At 59.8% G+C, this 19,522-nt stretch carries 18 protein-coding genes; all 18 read left to right on the top strand.

Translation table 11 applies throughout. From position 1 onward, the window contains the following. Positions 1 to 101: 101 nt before the first annotated feature. Positions 102 to 1,478 (top strand): methylenetetrahydrofolate--tRNA-(uracil(54)-C(5))-methyltransferase (FADH(2)-oxidizing) TrmFO, encoded by a 1,377-nt coding sequence (trmFO, locus tag MJO47_RS05965; protein ID WP_371926647.1) that lies wholly within the window; start codon positions 102 to 104, stop codon positions 1,476 to 1,478. A gap of 300 nt (positions 1,479 to 1,778) precedes the next feature. Continuing rightward, positions 1,779 to 3,782, top strand: a complete 2,004-nt coding sequence (locus MJO47_RS05960) for a sensor domain-containing diguanylate cyclase (protein WP_253960199.1) — start codon at positions 1,779 to 1,781, stop codon at positions 3,780 to 3,782. Positions 3,783 to 3,841: 59 nt separating this feature from the next. Continuing rightward, entirely contained in the window at positions 3,842 to 4,501 is a 660-nt protein-coding gene (locus MJO47_RS05955; protein WP_253960198.1) for a nucleoside triphosphate pyrophosphatase, read from the top strand. Positions 4,502 to 4,538: 37 nt separating this feature from the next. Beyond that, entirely contained in the window at positions 4,539 to 5,231 is a 693-nt protein-coding gene (locus tag MJO47_RS05950) for a YggS family pyridoxal phosphate-dependent enzyme (protein WP_253960197.1), read from the top strand. A gap of 1 nt (position 5,232) precedes the next feature. Then, on the top strand, positions 5,233 to 6,591 hold the full coding sequence (locus MJO47_RS05945; RefSeq protein WP_253960196.1) for a sodium-dependent transporter: 1,359 nt from the start codon (positions 5,233 to 5,235) through the stop codon (positions 6,589 to 6,591). Continuing rightward, positions 6,584 to 7,225, top strand: coding sequence for an HAD family hydrolase (locus MJO47_RS05940; RefSeq protein WP_253960195.1), 642 nt, complete (start codon positions 6,584 to 6,586; stop codon positions 7,223 to 7,225). Before MJO47_RS05945 ends, MJO47_RS05940 begins: the two co-directional genes overlap by 8 nt. After that, on the top strand, positions 7,222 to 8,535 hold the full coding sequence (locus tag MJO47_RS05935; protein ID WP_253960194.1) for a hypothetical protein: 1,314 nt from the start codon (positions 7,222 to 7,224) through the stop codon (positions 8,533 to 8,535). The genes MJO47_RS05940 and MJO47_RS05935 overlap by 4 nt, the downstream gene beginning before the upstream one ends. A 31-nt stretch (positions 8,536 to 8,566) precedes the next feature. Beyond that, positions 8,567 to 8,737, top strand: a complete 171-nt coding sequence (locus MJO47_RS05930) for a hypothetical protein (protein WP_253960193.1) — start codon at positions 8,567 to 8,569, stop codon at positions 8,735 to 8,737. A 66-nt stretch (positions 8,738 to 8,803) separates the two neighbouring features. Next, positions 8,804 to 9,628, top strand: a complete 825-nt coding sequence (locus tag MJO47_RS05925) for an amino acid ABC transporter permease (protein WP_253960192.1) — start codon at positions 8,804 to 8,806, stop codon at positions 9,626 to 9,628. Positions 9,629 to 9,651: 23 nt separating this feature from the next. Beyond that, positions 9,652 to 10,377: an amino acid ABC transporter ATP-binding protein gene (locus MJO47_RS05920; RefSeq protein WP_253960542.1), complete on the top strand. Its 726-nt coding sequence runs from the start codon at positions 9,652 to 9,654 to the stop codon at positions 10,375 to 10,377. 29 nt (positions 10,378 to 10,406) lie between these two features. Then, positions 10,407 to 11,240, top strand: coding sequence for a transporter substrate-binding domain-containing protein (locus tag MJO47_RS05915; protein WP_253960191.1), 834 nt, complete (start codon positions 10,407 to 10,409; stop codon positions 11,238 to 11,240). Between the two features lie 49 nt (positions 11,241 to 11,289). Next, positions 11,290 to 12,180, top strand: coding sequence for an amino acid ABC transporter permease (locus MJO47_RS05910; RefSeq protein ID WP_253960190.1), 891 nt, complete (start codon positions 11,290 to 11,292; stop codon positions 12,178 to 12,180). A 549-nt stretch (positions 12,181 to 12,729) separates the two neighbouring features. Continuing rightward, on the top strand, positions 12,730 to 13,101 hold the full coding sequence (locus tag MJO47_RS05905; protein WP_253960189.1) for a PleD family two-component system response regulator: 372 nt from the start codon (positions 12,730 to 12,732) through the stop codon (positions 13,099 to 13,101). Beyond that, positions 13,098 to 13,661 carry a hypothetical protein gene (locus tag MJO47_RS05900; protein WP_253960188.1) on the top strand — a complete coding sequence of 188 codons (564 nt, stop codon included), beginning with the start codon at positions 13,098 to 13,100 and terminating at the stop codon, positions 13,659 to 13,661. The genes MJO47_RS05905 and MJO47_RS05900 overlap by 4 nt, the downstream gene beginning before the upstream one ends. Before the next feature lie 63 nt (positions 13,662 to 13,724). Continuing rightward, on the top strand, positions 13,725 to 14,603 hold the full coding sequence (locus tag MJO47_RS05895) for a DUF3365 domain-containing protein (RefSeq protein ID WP_253960187.1): 879 nt from the start codon (positions 13,725 to 13,727) through the stop codon (positions 14,601 to 14,603). 130 nt (positions 14,604 to 14,733) lie between these two features. Then, a complete protein-coding gene (locus tag MJO47_RS05890; protein WP_253960186.1) occupies positions 14,734 to 16,131 on the top strand; it encodes a DUF4388 domain-containing protein in 1,398 nt (465 codons plus the stop codon). 21 nt (positions 16,132 to 16,152) lie between these two features. Next, positions 16,153 to 17,121, top strand: a complete 969-nt coding sequence (locus MJO47_RS05885) for a chemotaxis protein CheW (protein WP_253960185.1) — start codon at positions 16,153 to 16,155, stop codon at positions 17,119 to 17,121. Further along, positions 17,121 to 19,445 carry a hybrid sensor histidine kinase/response regulator gene (locus tag MJO47_RS05880; protein ID WP_253960184.1) on the top strand — a complete coding sequence of 775 codons (2,325 nt, stop codon included), beginning with the start codon at positions 17,121 to 17,123 and terminating at the stop codon, positions 19,443 to 19,445. The genes MJO47_RS05885 and MJO47_RS05880 overlap by 1 nt, the downstream gene beginning before the upstream one ends. Positions 19,446 to 19,522: the final 77 nt, after the last annotated feature.

Genomic DNA, 19,522 nt, shown 5'->3' with positions numbered 1-19,522 from the left:
GCTAAACCCGCTAGCTTGACGAGCCGGGCCTTCGGGTCCGGCTTTCCTGTTTGCCCAGCACGGCCCGGCCGCATACCGGCCAGAGGGAACCCATGGACGACATGAATCGCCTACATATCATCGGCGCCGGCCTGGCCGGCTGCGAAGCGGCCTGGCAGGTAGCCCAGCAGGGCACGCCGGTCATCCTGCACGAAATGAAGCCGCAGCGCTTTTCGCCGGCCCACCAGTCCCCCCATCTGGCCGAACTGGTCTGCTCCAACAGCCTGCGCGGCACCGGCATGAACAACGCGGTCGGCTGCCTCAAAGAGGAGCTGCGCCGCTGCGGCACCCTGTTCATGGCGGCCGCCGACGCCACCGCCGTGCCTGCCGGCGGCGCGCTCGCCGTCGACCGCGAGGCTTTCTCCGCCACCATCACCGACCGAATCATGGCCCACCCCCTCATCGAACTGCGCCGGGAGGAGATCACCAGCCTCCCCGAGACCGGCACCGTCATCGTCGCTTCCGGCCCTTTGACCTCCGAGGCGCTGTCGCAGGATATCGCCCGTCGCACCGGCGCCGCCCATCTCTATTTCTACGACGCCATCGCCCCCATCGTCGAGGCGGACTCCATCGATTTCAGCCAGGCCTGGCGTGCCTCGCGCTACGGTAAGGGGGGAGACGACTACGTCAACTGCCCCCTGGATGAGGCCCAGTACCGCACCTTCGTCGCCGCCCTCAAAGAGGCGGACAAGGTGCCGGCCCGTGACTTCGAAAAGATGATTCATTTCGAAGGCTGCATGCCCATCGAGGAGATGGCGCAGCGCGGCGAGATGACCCTGGCCTTTGGCCCCATGAAGCCCGTCGGCCTGCCCGATCCCCGCACCGGCCGGGAGCCTTTTGCTGTCATTCAGCTGCGGCAGGATGATCGCCATGCCAGCCTCTACAACATCGTCGGTTTCCAGACCAAGCTGACCTATCCCGAGCAGCGCCGTATCTTCCGCACCATCCCCGGCCTGCAGCAGGCCCGCTTCGCCCGTCTGGGCAGTGTCCATCGCAATACCTTTATCAACGCACCGACCTGTCTCACCCGCAGCCTGCAGCTCCGCCAGGATCCGCGAATCTTCTTTGCCGGCCAGATCACCGGGGTGGAGGGGTATGTCGAATCGGCCGCCATGGGTTTTCTCGCCGGCCTCTTCGCGCCGCGCTGGACACAGGGCGCCCCCCTGCCTCTGCCGCCGTCGACCACGGGCCTGGGCGCCCTTCTCTCCCATCTGGCCGACTCCAGCCCGGAAGACTTCCAGCCGATGAATGTCAACTATGGCCTCTTTCCGCCCCTGGAGGGACGTAAAATGAAACGGGCCGACCGCCGCCTGGCCATGGCGGAGAGGGCTTTGCAGGACCTGGAGGCGTGGCGAACCGGGGCCGTGTCCGCGGGTCAGGAAAACGCTGCGGCCCAGGCGGACGGACATGGTGATAAGCCCCACTTGTCGGGCATATAAACACCTCTTGTGGAGGAGAACCTCTTCCCCCCTCTCCTGCTCAGCCTCCGTTCACCTTCCTGGCCGTCGGCACCGACCACCGAGCCGCCGCCACGCCGGCAAAACCTCCCCCAAAAAAGAATCCCAGAATCAATCGTTTGTCCGCTCCTCTCGGGCCTCTGCCTGGGTGCCCCTTTTTTGTTTTTTCCGGCCAGGGAAAAAGTCGTCTGAGGCAGGAAAAGACAGGAACAGTATTTGCTTTGTCCTCCTGAACGATGTATTTTAATACATCCCATCACCCAGAGAGGGCAGGGCGCATCTATGGAGCGGCAATCAGATCCAGGTTCGATTAACCTGCGGGACTTGCTGGATCATCTCGGCCGGAACCCCTTGCTGAGAAACTTTCGTCTGGCTCTTTACCGCCAGGGCGAGTACCTGGAACCAGCCCGCCGAACGGCCTTCGAGAACTGCAGCCGTCAGCCAAACCAGGATGTTTCGTCCTGCGGCTCATCCTGCCACCAGGTTAGAGAGAGCACCTTTCAGAAAGTTCTGGCTTCCGGCCGACCTCTTGTCTTCCTGAGCCCGTGTGGCACCCTGAATCTCGCCATTCCTTTCACCATACCGGAGACCTCGGCTTACTGCCTGCTGGCTGAAGCCTTGCCGCCAGCCGATCTGGCCGATAGGCTGGGGGGCGCACCCGCACCGTTTATCGCTCCCGACCTGGCCAAAGCCAAAAGCATTGCCACCTGTATCCACCAACAGATTCCGGGGCTGCTGCGCCAGGACCTGCGCCTTGCGAATACGGAAAAAACCGCCTCTCGCCTGCGCACGCTGGTGGATATCTCAGCCGAGATGGATTTGCTGGCGACCGAGGGCGAGATCGTCGACCTCCTCAAGGAGTCGCTGATCATCCTTTTTGATCTTTCCAGCCTCGTGATTGTGACGGGAGACCCTGCGGCCTCCGGCTTTATTCTCCAACAATCATCGAGTTGGCCAAAGACCGAAGCCTCGCCATCTGCCCGAAAAGTGGCCGAGTTTCTCCGCCAGAATCCTTGTGGCAAATCCGTGTCACTCGGCGAAGAGGTCAATCTGTTTTTCCCCGGCAAGGTCTGTCACGGGGCCCTGGCTATCCCCCTGGTGGCCAGCGGACAGCCCCTGGGCCTGGTCGTTCTTCCTGAGGCGACACTGCCGGCCGGCGATCTCAGTCTGCTGGAGCTCCTCTGCGTCAAAGCCGCCAGCCGCCTGCATATTCTCAAGCTTGAGAGAGAGCGTCTGGAGGCCAGCGCCTTTGCCACCCGTATGGTCACCATGGTCAGTGCCCTGGCCCAGTTGAGACAACAGGAAGAGGTCTATCGAAACATCGTGGAAATGTCGGCGGAGCTGCTCCACGCCACCTGCGGCTCTCTGATGATGCTGGATGAAAAAGGCGAGTTTCTCCGCATCGAATCGGCCAAAGGCATGAATCAGCCCCTGGCCAGGAGCCTGAGCATCAAACTCGGCACCGGCATTGCCGGCCGGGTCGCCAAAAACGGCTTTCCCCTGGTTGTCAACGACATTGAAAAGGACAGCCGTCTCGCCACCCCCAACCGACCCCGCTTCAAAACCAAATCCTTCATCAGTGTCCCCATCAGGATCAAGGATCGCACCGTCGGAGTGCTCAACCTCTCCGACAAGGAAGACCAGGGGATATTCACCGAGAACGATCTGCACATCCTCACGTCTTTCACCGCGCAGATTGCCATTGTGCTGGATCGCGCCGCCTCCATGGAACGAGCCGACCTGCTGGAAAAACTGGCCGCCACCGACGCTCTCACCGGCCTGTACAACCGACGCTTTTTTGATGAGCGCCTCGACAGCGAGCTGAGTCGAAGCATTCGTCACAGTCTGAGCTTTTCCATCATGCTGCTCGATTTGGACAACTTCAAAAATTACAACGACCTCTGCGGTCACATCGCCGGGGACAGCGCCCTCAAGAAGGTGGCCTCCCTGCTCAAATCCTCGGGACGGGATATCGACGTGGTCGCCCGCTTTGGCGGGGAAGAATTCATCATTCTGCTGCCGGACACCAGTAAAAAGGAGGCGGTTCTGGTGGCTGAGCGCGTCCGCCATGCCGTTGAAAGCCACCCCTTTCCCCAGGAAGCCCGATTGCCGGGCGGCCAGCTGACCACCAGCATCGGCCTGGCGACCTTTCCCGATGACGGCGATTTCGCCCAGGCGCTGATCAAAGCGGCGGATACGGCCCTTTACCAGGCCAAGGAGAACGGCCGAAACCGAACGGTGCCTTTCACCCGAAAACAAGCGCACGACAATGTTGTCTTTCTCTAGCCTTCCCTGCTATCCTGCCTGACCTTTTTGTACCCTTTTACGGCAGGAGACTTATCATCATGCCCACCCTCGACTCTTCCCTGGCGCCTTTCGCTCCGGAAGGCATCGTTCTGGCGTCGGCCTCGCCGCGCCGGCGCGAACTGCTCGCGTCCCTGTCCATTCCTTTTACGGCTATACCCAGCACGGTGGATGAGAAGGAATGCCCCGGCGAAACGCCGGAAGAGCATGTGCTGCGCCTGGCCCGCGAAAAAGCACTGGAGGTCGCCTCCCGCCCCGCCGTGAGCGGGCGCTGGTTTCTGGGGAGCGATACCGTCGTTCTGAGAGACGATACCCTGCTCGGCAAGCCCGTAGACGCCGGGGAGGCGGCGACGATGCTGCGCTCCCTCTCCGGCCGCAGCCACCGCGTCCTCTCCTCCTATGCTATTTATGACCGCCGGCAGCGGACATTCGTCTCCGGCGTGGTCTCTACCCGGGTGAAGTTCAAGGAGTTGACAGAGCAGGAGATTGCAGGGTACATTGCCACTTCCGAACCCTTTGATAAAGCGGGAGCTTACGCCATCCAGGGGATTGGGGCCTTTATGATCCTGGGGATCGAGGGGAGCTATACCAATGTGGTCGGGCTGCCCCTGTGTGAAGTGGTCGAGGCGCTCGAACGTATCGGCGCCCTTCGCCTCTTCGCCGACCTGCCCGCAACAGCGACTTCACCGTCCGCCTCCTGATTCCCTGCTGAGCCTGCCTCCCACGGCGAGGGACACCATGACGATCCAGAACAATATCCAGAATATCCTGACCCGTATTGACGCGGCTTGCCGGCGCCGCGGCCGCGACCCGGATCAGGTCAGGCTGGTGGCCGTCTCCAAGACCAAGCCGGCCGGTCAGATCGAAGAGGCGGCTCGGGCCGGCCAGCAGCTCTTCGGCGAGAGCTACGTCCAGGAGTTCACGGACAAGCGCGAAGAGGTGAAACTGCCGGTCACCTGGCATTTCATCGGGCATCTGCAGTCGAACAAAGTCAAATACCTGCGCGGCAAGGTCAGCATGATCCACTCCGTCGATCGCCTGTCCCTCGCCGAAGAGATCAACCGCCAGTGGCAGAAAATCGGTGAGACGGTGGATATCCTCCTCCAGGTCAATCTGGCCGAGGAAGCGTCCAAGTCCGGCGCCACCGCCGATGCCACCGAGGAGCTGGCCCGCCGCCTGGCCGCCCTCCCCCACGTGCGCCTGCGCGGCCTGATGACCCTGCCCCCCTACTGTGATAATCCCCAGGATGTGCGGCCGTACTTCAGTCAGCTGCGCCACCTGTCGGAACGTATTGCCGCACTGAACCTGCCCAACGTGAGCATGACGGAATTGTCCATGGGCATGAGCCATGATTTTGAGGTAGCCGTGGAGGAAGGCGCTACCCTGGTGCGTATCGGCACGGCTATTTTTGGAGAAAGAGAGTACCGTTAGAATGTCACACGCCAAAGCCCCCAGGGCCCAGTGGGCCAGCCGTCTGGGTTTCATTCTGGCCGCCGCCGGCAGCGCCGTCGGTCTCGGCAATATCTGGAAGTTCCCCTACATCGCCGGTGAAAACGGCGGCGGCGCCTTTGTCCTCGTCTACCTGGTCTGCATCGCCATGGTCGGCCTGCCCATCATGATGGCCGAGTTCATGATCGGTCGCCATACCCGCAAGGACGCTGTCGGCGCCTTCCGCCAGCTCGAAGGGGCCCGCTCTTTCTGGCAGGTGGCCGGTTGGGTCAGCGTGGGAGCAGCCTTTATCATCTGCTCCTACTATTCAGTGGTGGCCGGCTGGACGCTGGATTACGTCTTCCGCTCCGTCATGGGGAGCTTCGCCGGGGTCTCGCCGGAGGAGATTGAAGGGATGTTCGGAGGTCTGCTTGCCAATGGGCCGCGCCAGATCCTCTGGCATTTCCTCTTCATGGCCATGTGCCTGGGCATCGTCATCGGCGGCGTCCAGAAAGGCATCGAGCGGTGGAGCAAGATCCTCATGCCCGTGCTGCTTTTTCTGCTTTTTCTGCTCTTCATGAACGGCATGTTCAGCCCCGGCGCCCGCGAAGGCCTGGCCTTCATGTTTGAGCCCGATTTCAGCAAGCTGACGGGGGCCTCCATTCTTGAAGCCCTGGGGCACTCCTTCTTCACCCTCTCGCTGGGGATGGCGGCCATGATCACCTATGGCTCCTACATGGCCAAGAACGAGGACCTCTTTGCCTCCAGCCTGCGCATCGCCCTGCTCGACACTGGCATCGCCCTCATGGCGGGTCTGGCCATCTTTCCCATCGTCTTTGCCGTCGGCATGGCGCCGGCCGCCGGCCCCGGCCTCATCTTCAAGACGATTCCGGTGGTCTTTTCCCAGATCCCCGGCGGTTTTATCCTCGCTATCCTTTTCTTCCTGCTGCTGGCCTTTGCCGCCCTGACCAGCAACATTTCCCTGCTCGAATCCCAGGTGGCCTTTCTCATTGACGAGAAGGGCTGGGGGCGCAAGCGGGCCACCACTTTTCTGGCTGGCCTCGCTTTCGTCGTCGGCCTGCCGTCGGCCCTCTCCTACAATGCTCTTGGCGACTGGACCCCGCTGGGCGATCTGGCCTTCTTCGACGCGGCCGACCTCATCGCCTCCAACTATCTGCTGCCCATCAGCGGTCTGCTTATTTCCATCTATGTCGGCTGGTTCTGGAGCGGCAGCGAGGAAAAGGAAGAGCTGGTTGCCGGCGGCGCCGGCTGGGTCTACCCCCTCTGGCACTTCATGATCCGCTACGTGGCGCCCTTGGCGGTGCTGGTCATCCTGTTGAACAAGGCAGGTCTTTTTGGCTGAGCTCACGACCTATCTTTTTGATCTGGACGGCACCCTGGTCGACTCACTGCAGGATTTGACGACTGCCATCAACGGCCTGCGAGGTGAGCTTGGCCTTTCTCCTCTGTCGCTCGCCACGGTCAAAAGTTATGTCGGCGACGGCGCCACCATGCTGGTCCAAAGGGCACTGCCCGCCGCCACCTTTACCGGCGATCTCCTGCAGAATTTTCTCGACCGCTACCGCCGCCATCTCCTCGACCACACCCGTCCCTATGCCGGCATACCCGCCTTTCTGGACAGCCTGCAGGGAACCCCCATGGGGGTCGTCACCAACAAGCCCCTCGACATGGCCGAAGAAGTCCTGCGCGGCCTGAACCTGCGCCCCTATTTCGGCACCGTCATCGGCGGCGACAGCTGTACGCAGAAAAAACCCCATCCGGCCCCGGTAAGACAGGCCCTGGCTGAGCTGGGCTCGTCCCCGGCCAGCGCCGTCATGATCGGGGACCACCGCACCGACCTTATCTCCGGCCAGAGCGCCGGCACCAGAACATGCTTCTGCTCCTGGGGATTCGGCATCACCGACGGCAACCCCTTCGACTTCATCGCCCGGACGCCGGCCGACCTGGCGCGCCTCTTTCCGGGGTGCAGGCCTTGACCCCTTCCCGAGCCCTGTCGCAGAAGGAAATCGCCCTCTTTTTCTTCCCCCTGCTCCTCAACGTGCAGTTGATGAGCGTGTCCCACTCCATCATCAATGGTGCCCTGGCCCGGCTTGACGACTTCGTCACCGCCCTGGCGGCCTTCTCCGTGGCCATGGTGCTGCACCTCTTCGTCGCCTCTCCCTCCTACCAGAACCACACCATCACCATCGCCATGGTGCGGGGCCGAAAGTCGCTGATCGGCACCACCCTCTTCGTGACCCTGGTAGCCTGCCTGGTCTCGGTGCTGCTGGCCCTGCTCGCCTTCACCCCGGTGGGAGACTTCCTGCTCGGCGGCGTCCTCGGCGTCAGCGGCAAGGTGGCCAGCGGCGCCCGCGAGGTGCTGGCCATTCTCGTCTTTCTCCCGTTTTTCACCGGTTTTCGTGGCCTCTTCCAGGGGCTGGTGATCCGGGCCCGGCGCACCGCCCTGGTTTCTTTTGCCACCGGTGTGAGGGTGGTGGCCCTCTTCGCCCTGCTGACTCTCGGTGCCCCCTGGTTCAGCGGCCCGGAACTGGGCGCCGTCGCCCTGCTCGGCTGCATCGTGGTCGAGACGGCGTTCATGGGCTTTTTCGCCTGGCGCTGGCGGCTGCCCGCTACCGGGGAAGAAGAAAAGACACCGGGCGAGATTCTGCGCTACGCCTTCCCTCTGGCCTATTCCTCCTGTCTGCAGCAGACCATCCCCCTGCAGATCAACGCGATTATCGGCCGACTGCCCGATGGCGAACTGGCTCTGGCCTCCTTCGGCGTCATCCGCGGCTTTATTTTCCTGCTGGCCGGGCCCATGCGCAATCTGCAGCAGGCCTATCTGACCCTGGTGCGCGACCGTCACGATTATCAAAGCCTCGTCCGGTTTTTTCTCTGGACGGGTGGCGGCATGGGGCTGGTCATGCTGCTGACGGCCTTCCCCCTCAATCACTTGATCCTGGGACAGCTTATGGGTATCGAAGGGGGCATGCGGGCTTACATCAGCTGGCCCATGGCTGCCTGCACCGCCTTCCCCCTGCTGTACGGCGCCGCGAACCTGCTGCGCGGTTTTTTCGCCGGCGCCCACCGCACCGCGCTGCTCGGCCGCTCCACCATCTACAAGGCCCTATTTCTGCTCGTCTGCTGGGGGCTGAGCCTGCTTGTCCACCTGCCCTGGCCGGGAGTAGCCCAAGCCATCGCCTTGCTCCTGCTGGCCGAAGCCCTGGAGGCCTGGTACCTGCTGCGTCAGCGACGACGTCTCTACCCGGATTTTGACCGCTTGCCAGAATCCATCCTGCCCGGGTAAACTGAAAGCAGAACCCGCCGAGGGAGGCGTCATGGACAAAAAACACCCCTGCCCCGACTGCAAAATGTGCCAGTGGTGCTCCGACGACCGCTGCCGCCTGTGCCTGCGCAGCGGCGGCTGCCGCAAGAAACTGAGCATGGCCGAACAGATCGCCCTCTACGAAAAGATCAACCAAGAGAAGGCTGCGCAGGATGGAACTTAGCGGATCGCCCCGGCCATGCTACTCTTTAACTGCTAACCTGTTGCCATCAGGCAGGCCCGATTTCTTATGCGCAAGACACCTTCTATTCCGATGCGGCCCATTCTCTTTCGCCTGAAGAGGTCACCCGCCTTTGCCTGGGTCAAGTTTCTGCTGCTCGGCGCCAGCCTTATCTGGCTCCTCCTTCACGGCGCCCGAAACCTCGGCTATCACTGGCAGTGGTACCGGGTGCCGCGCTATCTCTTCACCTGGGAAGATGGCGTCTTTACGTGGGGACCGCTGCTGAAGGGTCTGGGCGTCACGTTTGAAATCGTCGGCATCAGCCTGGTGCTGGCGTTCGTGATCGCCCTGCTGACAGCCCTGGCCCGGATTTCCTCTTCCGCCGTGGCGGGTCTGCTGGCCCGGCTGTATCTGGAAACCATCCGCAACACGCCCCTGCTCATCCAGCTCTTTTTCGTCTATTTCGTCCTTTCCCCCATTTTGGATCTGGGCCGCGTCACCGCCGCCGTGCTGGCTCTGAGCGCTTTCGAGGGGGCCTACGCTTCGGAAATTATCCGGGCGGGGATCGTCTCCATACACCGGGGGCAATGGGAGGCGGCTCACAGCCTGGGGTTGGGACGCCTGGACACCTACCGCAGTGTCATTCTGCCCCAGGCCTTCCGCCGCATCCTCCCCCCCCTGACCAGTCAAGCCATCTCGCTGGTGAAGGACTCGGCCCTTGTCAGCACCATCGCCATTTACGACCTCACCATGCAGGGCCAGGCGATTGTCGCCGAGACCTTTCTGACCTTCGAGATCTGGTTCACCGTAGCGGCCATCTATCTGGTGGTCACCCTGTCCCTGGCGGCGCTGGTCAAAGGACTGGAAAACCACCTGAAAGAAGGAGCGGCATGAACGCAAAAACCCTGGGCCAGGACATGGTCGTCATCACCGACATCAGCAAGACCTTTCCCAACCGGGTGCAGGCCCTCAGCCGCTTTTCCCTGACCATCCGCGAGCGGGAGGTCGTGGTCGTGGTCGGGCCGTCCGGTTCGGGCAAATCCACCCTGCTGCGCTGCCTCAACGGTCTGGAAGAAAGGGACGGCGGCTCCATTGTCATCGATGGCATTCCGCTGGACGAAAATCCGCGGAATCGGCTGAAGATCCGGCAGGAGGTTGGCATGGTCTTTCAGTCCTTCAACCTTTTTCCGCACCTGACCGTGCTGGAGAACATCAACCTGGCCCAGATGCGGGTACGCAAAAAAAACCGTCGGCAGGCCACGACTCTGACCATGGAACTTCTCGGCAAAGTCAATCTGAGCGAAAAAGCGCAGGCCTATCCCTCCCAACTCAGCGGCGGTCAGCAGCAAAGGGTCGCCATCGCCCGCGCCCTGGCCCTGCACCCGAAAGTGATGCTCTTCGATGAGGCCACCAGCGCGCTGGACCCCGAAATGATCGGCGAGGTTCTTGAAGTCATGCGCTCCCTGGCCAGGGAGGGGATGACCATGGTGGTCGTGACCCATGAGATGGGTTTTGCCCGGGAAATCGGCGACCGGGTCGTCTTGCTCGACCATGGCCGCCTGGTTGAAGTAGCGCCGGCGGCCCGGTTTTTCTCTGCCCCCCGCGAAGAAAGAAGTCGCCACTTTCTGCAACAGGTTCTCTGAACCCAATCCTTTTTTATCAGGAGGCCGTTATGTACCGATTCAGACCCTTGTTCACAATCCTCGCCGTCCTGCTGGCGGGAATCGCTTTGGCCAGCGGTTCCGGGGCCGCCGACCTCCGCCAGGAGCTGGTGGAAAAAAGCACGCTGGAACAGGCTCTTCGCAAAGGCACGCTGCGCGTCGGCATGTCGACCTTCGTGCCCTGGGCCATGAAGGACAAGACCGGCAGCCTGATCGGCTTTGAAATCGACGTCGCCACCCGGCTGGCCCAGGACATGGGGGTCAAGGCGGAATTTGTACCGACGAAATGGTCGGGCATCATTCCGGCGCTGCTTACCGGCAAGTTCGACATCATCATCGGCGGCATGGGGATTCGGCCTGATCGCAGCATCAAGGTGAATTTTTCCATCCCCTATGACTATTCGGGGATGTCGCTGGTCGCGCATCGGGGAAAAGCGGCCGGCTTCGACGCCCTCGCGGATTTCGACCGGGAGGATGTCGTCATCGTCGCCCGCATCGGCACGACTGCGGCGACGGCCGCCAAGACCTTCATACCCAAGGCGACCCTGCGCCTGTTCGATGATGAATCCCAGGCCATACAGGAGCTGCTGAACGGTCGGGCCCATGCTTTCGTGACCTCCAAGCCCACCCCGGCTTTTCTGGCTCTGAAGCATGCCGACAAACTCTTTCTGCCCCTACCCGACACCTTCACCCGGGAACCCATCGGCTTTGCCATCCGCAAAGGCGACGTGGATTTTCTCAACTACCTCGACAGCTGGATTCGCGTCGTCGAAGCAGAGGGGTGGCTGGAGCAGAAGCGGCAATACTGGTTCGAAAGCCGCCAGTGGGAGGCTCTGATTCAATAGCATCACTCCTTTTTCCCGGCCGGGAACCGGCCCTTGAAGTGTATTCCTTATGACCTACTTGCCGGGGCCGTCCCCCAAGATCAAGAGGCTGGATATCGTCCTGCTGGCCGGGGTGGCGGCCCTCGCCGTCACCCTGATCTTCAGGATTCACAACAGCCTCGACTATCGCTGGAACTGGGCCGTCATCCCCCAGTATCTGCTGCGATTTGACGAGGCCTCCCGACAGTGGGTACCCGGCCTGCTGCTGGAAGGTCTCTTCACGACCCTCCGACTGAGCGTCTGGTCCATGCTGCTGGCCCTGCTCCTCGGCCTGACTATGGGTCTGTTTCGAACCAGCCCCAGCCTGTTCAAACGTCTGGTGGGGCAGACCTATGTCGGCCTGGTGCGCAATCTGCCGCCGCTGGTCATGATTTTTCTTTTCTACTTCTTTCTGAGCAGCCAGGTCACCCCCCTGTTCAGTGGCCTCCCGGCTTTTCTCGGCGAGCACCCCAGGATTTCCCGCTGGGTCGGCATCCTGTTGGCCCCGCCTGAATTTCTCGAGCAATTTCTGTCCGCCACCCTGACGCTGGCCCTGATCGAAGGCGCTTACATCACCGAAATCGTCCGTTCCGGCATCCAGTCCATTGAAAGAGGGCAATGGGATGCGGCCCGGGCTCTCGGTCTCTCCTATCGCCAGCAGCTGCAGGATATCGTGCTCCCTCAGGCCTTCCAGCGGATGCTGCCGCCTTTGGCCGGACAGTTCATCTCCACGGTTAAGGACTCGGCCATCGTGTCCGTCATCTCCATCCAGGAGCTGACTTTTCAGGGCAGCGAACTGATGGCCACGACCTACCTTACCCTGGAGGTATGGATTACCATTACCCTCATGTATCTCCTGCTGACTCTCTCTCTCTCGCTGGGAGCCCGGCAGCTCGAACGTCATCTCCGAAACCGCGTCTGACGAAAAAGCTCGCGAATCCTCACCCTGAAATTGTGCCATCCTGAACTTCCGCTGCGATCCTGGGTGGTTCCATCTAAGTAAAATAACGGCATGTTCCGTGACATGACGGACACATTCGATGGCACACAATCGCCGCTCCGGCGACGCGTTACACGTCATATTTTTGACTTTACAAACCCCCGCGGCCTGCCTTCCTACACATTGGCCAAATCCTGTTATTATTCGCCGAAAATTCGAAACAATCCGGACAGGTAAACCAAAAAAAGTCCACCATATTGCGCTCCTATGGGGAGAACAGACCTCATGTGCAACAGACCTCGACCGTCCGCCGTCAACAAAATGCACACCCTGCTCAGCCGCCGGTGGCCTCAAAGAAGGTCAAAATCGCAAAAAACCCTGGCCAGGGAAATAAAGGACTATTTTTTGCATTCACTTCGCCAGGAAGGGGAAATTTTCTTTTAAGAAGACAGAATATCGACGCCTCACCTTGGCGTCGGCCTGATTCAACATCCTATGGATTTTCAAAACTCAACAGGAGGCAAATTCACAATGGCAAAGATCTTGATCGCTGACGACAGCCCCACCGAACTCGCTTTTCTGCAGGAAACCCTCAAGGGCACCTCTCACGAAATCATCCTTGCCAGAGACGGCAAGGAGGCCGAGGAAAAAGCCCGCACACAACCCGTTGACCTGATCATTCTGGACGTTGTCATGCCGAACAAGAACGGCTTTCAGGTCTGCCGAGATCTTAAAAAAGATCCCAAGTTCAGCAAGATCCCCATCATTATCACTACGTCGAAATCAGGGGACAGCGATAAATTCTGGGGCAAAAAGCAAGGCGCCGACGAATACATCACCAAGCCCTATGAGCCCGTCGACATTCTGCTGGCCATCAAAAAACATCTGGGAGGGACTAAGTGAATCTAGCGGCGATACTGAGCAAGTTCCTGTCGGGGCGGGATACGGGCCAGCTGGTGGTGAAATTTGCCGGAGCGCAGCATCTGTGCAAAATCTCCATCGATAGCGGTGCCGCCGTGTATATCTCCCTGGGAACGCTGGGACCTGACGAAACGCTCGACTACATAGCGGACAAGCAGGCTCTGCAGGCCAACTTCATCGAGGGCGTGCCTGCCCGAAAAAAACTCGATGAACCCTTGAACGATCGACTTTTCGCTTTGGCCCAGGGCGGGGCAGTCACCGCGCCTCCGGCCCCGGCACCGGCCAGACCCGAACCGAAGCCAGCAGCAGGCGACGGTGACAATGGCCCCATCACTTCTGAGCAGGTGCAGGCCACCATTAACGATTTCATCGATCTGGTCGGCCCCCTGGGAACGGTCATGGCCGACAATGCCCTGTCGGGCGTCGGATATGTCAAAGGGTCGGGCATGAGCCTGAAGGCGTATGCCAACTTTCTGGCCGAACTGGAAGACGAGATCCCCGAAGGGCAGCGAAAGGCCTTTTTGTCTCGGCACCACAAGTAAGCAGAATCCTTTCACCAAATTCATTCGATATTCTGATCTGCCAGAATCGAAGGAGGTTTTCACATGTTCAGAAACCTGACCATCCGTAAAAGGATCATGGCCATTCTCGCCATAGTCTACGTCATTTCCCTGAGCCTGGCAGTCGGCGGCGGCTATTATGTGCTGCGGCAGGACACCATTCGCGAGTCCAATGAAAAAACCGAGATCTTCTCCGCGGCCATGAGCAGTTCGGCCGCCTACCTGGGCAGCGCTATTCGCCCCAAGGTGCTCGAATACCTGCCCGAAACCTATTTCCCTGAGGCGACGGTCGGCATTTTCATGCTCACCACCATCGCCAAAACGGTTCAGGACCAGTATCCCGAATACATTTACCGCATCGCCTCACCCAACCCCCTCAATCCAGAGAATTTGGCCAACGAATGGGAAGAGCAAACCATAAAGAAATTCGAGACCGGCGAAATGGAGTCCTGGCGTGGTTTTGTAGAACGCGACGGCAAGGAATACTACGCCGTGGCTACCCCCATGTCTGCCGGGCAGAACTGTATCTGGTGTCACGACACCCCTGAGGTAGCACACCCCAAAATGGTTGAACAATACGGAACCCGCTCCGGCTACGGCTACACTCTGGGCGATGTGGTCGGCGCCCGTATCGTCTATGTTCCCACCGATGTCGCCCTGGCCCAAGCCAAGAAAAAACTGGCCTATTTTGCCGGCGGCTTCAGCCTCTTCTTCCTGCTAGCCCTGATCGCCGTTGACCGCATCATCGTCAGTAGCGTCGTGCGCCCCATCGAAAACATCGTGGCTGTCGCCGAGGACATCAGTCGAGGCAAAATGGATCGTGAGTTCGAGGTCAAGTCCAACGACGAGATCAAGGCGCTGGCTGATGCCTTTAAGCGCATGAAGGTCTCTCTCGCCAAGGCGATGGACATTTTAAGAAAGTAATGACCTGCGCTTTCCCGGTCTTGCTGGGGTTGACCTAGCGAGACCGGGAAAGTCCTCCTCCTGAATACGGTCCTCACCCCCTATAAGGGTGCAACGCGGATTAAACCGCTATTTAACTCCGGGATTTACTATGAGCAATGAAGCCAAGCGCATTCTCGTCGTGGATGATTCTCCCACCGTCAGACGTCTTATCGAACTGATTCTTTCCCAGCAGGGCTACAAGATCTATACGGCTGAGGATGGAGACAAAGGGCTGGAGGTCGCCAGGGAAATTTCGCCGTCAGCCATTCTGGTCGATTTCGTCATGCCCCGCATGAACGGACACATGTTCTGCAAGACCCTGCGCTCCGACCCCAAGATGAAGGATATCCCCATCATTTTGATTTCTTCGAAGGGGGAGGTGGTCGGCCAAGCTTTTGAGGAATCATTCGGTGTTCTCCATTACTTCACCAAACCCTTTGAGCCTGACGATCTTATCGCCAAACTCGAGCAGGTTCTGGCTGGAGAGCCGGAGGTTCAAGCGGAAGAAGCTCCCCCGACCAGCGTGCCGGCAAAGGAAAAGGCACCAGCATCGCAGGTTGCGGCCAACGCTCCCCAGGCTGCCCCCCCAGCTCCGGCGGCCAAAGCCGCTAAGGCCGGTGCGGAAGCTCCCGCGGGGGCCACGGGCCAGTCCATCGCCGTCGAAGTACAAGACGCGCTGGACAAGCTGCTGCGCCAATACTTCCAGAAAGACTTCCCTCTGCTCATGAAGAATGTCATGGCCGACACCTTGCGGGAAACGGGATTGGTTAAAAGCGAAACACTCGTGCTTTCCGGTGATCTATCCCACCTCTCCCTGCCTGACGTGCTCAACTTTATCCATAACTCGCGCCTGTCGGGCAGACTGTCTATCTTTTCCCGGGATGTGTTCGGAGAAATATTTCTGGAGAACGGTCTATTCGTCTTTTCGACCGTCAGCCGTAAAGGAACTCACAAGTTCCTCACCGATCTCATGTGCCGGGATGGGCGCCTCAAATGCAGCAAGAAGGCCCTGCAGGGCGTTATTGATGAAGCGCGTTCCAAGAACCTCCCCGTCGGACGGGTACTGGTCGAGCGTGGCCATATCACCAACGATGAATTGATGGAATACCTTAAACGACATGCCCAGGAAGCGTTCAACGCCATTCTGGAGGTAACTTCGGGCAATTTCTTCCTTGAAAAAGATGCGCTGCCAGTCAACCTGCAGGACATTACTTTCCGGTTGCCCCTGATGAATGTCCTGATGGAAGGGCTGCGCCTGCTCGACGAAAAGCAGCTGGCCCAGACGGAGTTCAAGGACGAAAGTGTCGTCCTTGTCCGCCTCATTACCAACGAGGACGCACTGGAATCGATCAACCTGACAGAAAAGGAATTGACTTTCTTCTCTATCATCGACGGCAAGAAGACCTTGCGTCAGCTCATCGAAAAGAGCGGTCTTACCCCTCTCGAAACGAAACGGATCTGCTACACGCTCACCAAGGTGGGCCTGCTGCAGAGAAAATATGCATAGGACTGGCATCTGATGGCAGATATGCGCAGTACACTCCTGCCCGTTTTCCTGGAGGAGGCCCAGGAAAATCTCGGCAACATAGAGAAATGCCTACAATCGCTCGGCAAGATCGGCGACAGCAGCCAAGACCTGCTCGAGCCCGCCTTCCGTTCAGCCCACACCATCAAAGGGACGGCGGGGCTCGTCAAACTGACGGAAACCGCCACCATCGCCCGTCGTCTGGAAGAAGCCCTGGAGGCCCTCAACCTGTCCGGCAACATCCCCTCAGCGCCGGAGGTCAAAGCCCTTGGTCTCGCCTTTAGGATACTGCAGGAGCAGGTACGCCTGACTGGCAGCGATGAACCGGAAAGAATCGGCGCCGCGGATGAGGTCGATCAGGCCCTGCGGGAAGCCGAAGTCGCCACCAGGCGCCCGAGCTTTTCTGTCGTTCCGACCCAAGCCAGCGAAGAACCTTCACCCCTGGTCACCCCCGTGGAGCCATTGCTGCCAATAGCGACAGATCTCCCGGTCGCCCTCACTTCTGACCCACTCCCGGACGTTCTTGCCTCTGACCCGCAGCCAGAAATCCCAGCTTCTGAAGTCCGCCCGGAGGACATGGGTCTTGATCTGGACGACGAAAACTCCACACGTGTCGCACTGCGAGGATTCGCCTGCTGCCATTTTTCGGTGGCGGGCGTCGAATATTATCTGCCGATGGAAAACATGCTGGAGATCTCGCCCATGCCTCCCCTCACGCGATTGCCCCTCGCCCCCGACTATATCCAGGGGTTGGCCAATCTGCGGGGGTCTGTTGTTCCGGTCATCCACCTGGGACGACTCCACGGACGCCGGAGTGCCGGGTCCACCGACCGGCACCTGGTCATCGCCATCTCCGGAACCGAGAAACTGGGGTTCATCGCCGAAAGTATGCCGAACCTCTCCATGGAAATACAGGGTGAGGCGATCCAGCCTTCCACCTTCATTCAGAAATTCAAAATAGGAGCAGCCTGATGGCCAGCATTCAGGAAAGCGCTCTGCAGCTATTCTATGAAGAGGCGGAGGAGCATCTGGCCATTCTCGAGGAAGGCCTGCTGCAGATGGAGAAGAATCCGGCCGTCCATTCCGAGGATATCGACCGGCTCTTCCGCTCGGCACATACGATCAAGGGTTCGGCTGGCCTGATGAAGCTTAAGGCCGTCGCCGCTGTGTCCCACCGCCTGGAGGATACCCTTGAGGGGATCCGTGACGGCCGCAGCGTCGCGACCAGGGCGAAAGCCGACGCCCTGCTTTTCGCTCTGGACCAGATCCGCGAACTCATCCGTCTCGCCGGCGAGGGGAACACCGAACCGACCGGCTTCCTGGAGGAAGTCGACCAACAGCTCGAGTTTGCCGAAAAGCAGGCGGCGGAGCAGGCCCAAACGGAAAGGGTGCAGGTTCAGACCGTACCGAAACCGACATCGCCCACAACAGATCAGGGTTCCGCCTATTCAGGCACCGAGCGTCGCGTCGGCTCCCGCCGGGACGATGATTCGGGCGTAGTTTCGGGCGGTATCATCAAAGTGGCGGCGGAAAAAATTGAGTCCATGATGGAGATTCTCGGCGAGATCACCGTCTCCAAAACCCACATGATCAACGAACTCGGCGTTATCGAAAAAATCAGGGAAGAAGTCGAATTTGCCGGTTCTCGCCTGTTGCGTGAAGTCAGCAATTTTTCCGAACGCTTCGCCTATGCCCTGCCCGAACAGGCGAAAACAAGCGATTCCATGCTGGCGGAGTTTCACGAACTCGAATTCGACCGTTACGACGAGCTCAATCTTTTCGCCCGCACCCTGCAGGAAATCACCAACGACATCAATGAAGCCTTGCGGACCATGGCCGATTTCTTCAGCGGCTTCACCACGGAAATCGACCAGCTTGACCGCATGACCGTCGATATGAAGGAGCGGATTTCGGAAGCCCGAACGATCCAGGCCTCCAATCTTTTCCAGCGCTTTACCCGCTCGGTGCGTGAGCTGTCCAAACAGACCGGCAAACCCTTGGAACTGATTGTTTCCGGCGGCGAGACTCTCATCGACCGCGCCGTTTACGACGGTCTTTACGATCCGCTGCTCCATATCGTGCGCAATGCCGTCGCCCACGGTTTCGAAACGCCCGAAGATCGAGGAAAACTGGGGAAACCCGCCGTCGGAACCATCTGGCTGTCGGCCAAGAGACTTGGCAATACCGTCGAAATAGAAGTGCGTGACGATGGTCGGGGCATCCAGTTCGACAAGGTCCGCAAACGGGCCGCTGAAAAGGGTTTTATCAGGCCGGACCAGGAGGTGTCCGAGCAGGAGTTGATCGACATGATCTTCCGGCCCGGCTTCAGCACCACCGAGACGACCGACTCAACTTCGGGCCGGGGGGTCGGTATGAACGTGGTCATGGACCGACTGGCCTCCCTCAACGGCACCATCGACATCGACACGATTCAAGGTCAGGGCACGACCATGCGCCTGACCCTGCCGCTGTCGCTGGTCATCGTCAACGTCATCCAGTTTCGGGTTGGCGAGCAGCGCTTTGTCATTCCATCGACCCTCGTATCCGAAATTGTCGACCTGCCCGCCGGCGACGATATCCCCGAATATCTCGAAGTGCGTGGAAGCAAACTCCCCCTGGTCGACCTGAACGGTTTTTTCGGCCTGCCGCGAACCGGCAGCACGGCCCCTTTGCGTTTCGCCATCGTCACTCAGGCTTCAGGCGTCAAAACCAGTCTGCTGGTAGAAGAGATCATCAGTCAGGAAGACACCGTCATCAAGCCGTTCGATTCTATGCTCCGCGAGATGCCTTTCTTTTCAGGCAGCAGCATCTCCGGTGACGGGACGCTGCGCCTGGTTATCAACCCCACCCGTCTGCTCGCCTCTGCGGAGCAATCTTTCCTCCCGGAAGAAACCGCTGCCTTCGCGGACGAAAACCGGGCGCCACGAGTGCTGATCGTCGACGACTCCCTCAGCGTGCGTAAGTACGCCTCCATGCTCCTCGAAGCTCATGATATCGAGGTTCTCACCGCCAACAACGGCATGGACGCCCTCAACGTCCTGGATGAACACCAGGTCGACTTCATTATCACCGACCTTGAAATGCCCATCATGCACGGCTACGAATTGCTTGGTGAACTGGGCCGTCGCGGTGTGCTCGAGACCATCCCTGTCGCCGTACTCACCTCCCGCGCCGGCAAACAGCATCAGGACAAGGCCTACTCTCTCGGCGCCTCGGACTACCTGATCAAGCCCTTTGAAGAGGAATCCCTGCTGGAAGTCGTGCGCCGCAATACACAGCGCAGCAACCGAACCTAATCCCTATTCTTCCAAAAGGCCAGACGCAAAAAAGCCAGGGTGTTAMCCTGGCTTTTTTGCGTTCAGTGAAGACTTCG

Origin of the sequence: Desulfuromonas sp. KJ2020 (assembly GCF_024197615.1) — a bacterium.
Lineage (GTDB): Bacteria > Desulfobacterota > Desulfuromonadia > Desulfuromonadales > SZUA-540 > SZUA-540.
Note: the sequence above shows the minus strand (reverse complement) of the source record. Positions and strands in the feature narration are given on the sequence as shown.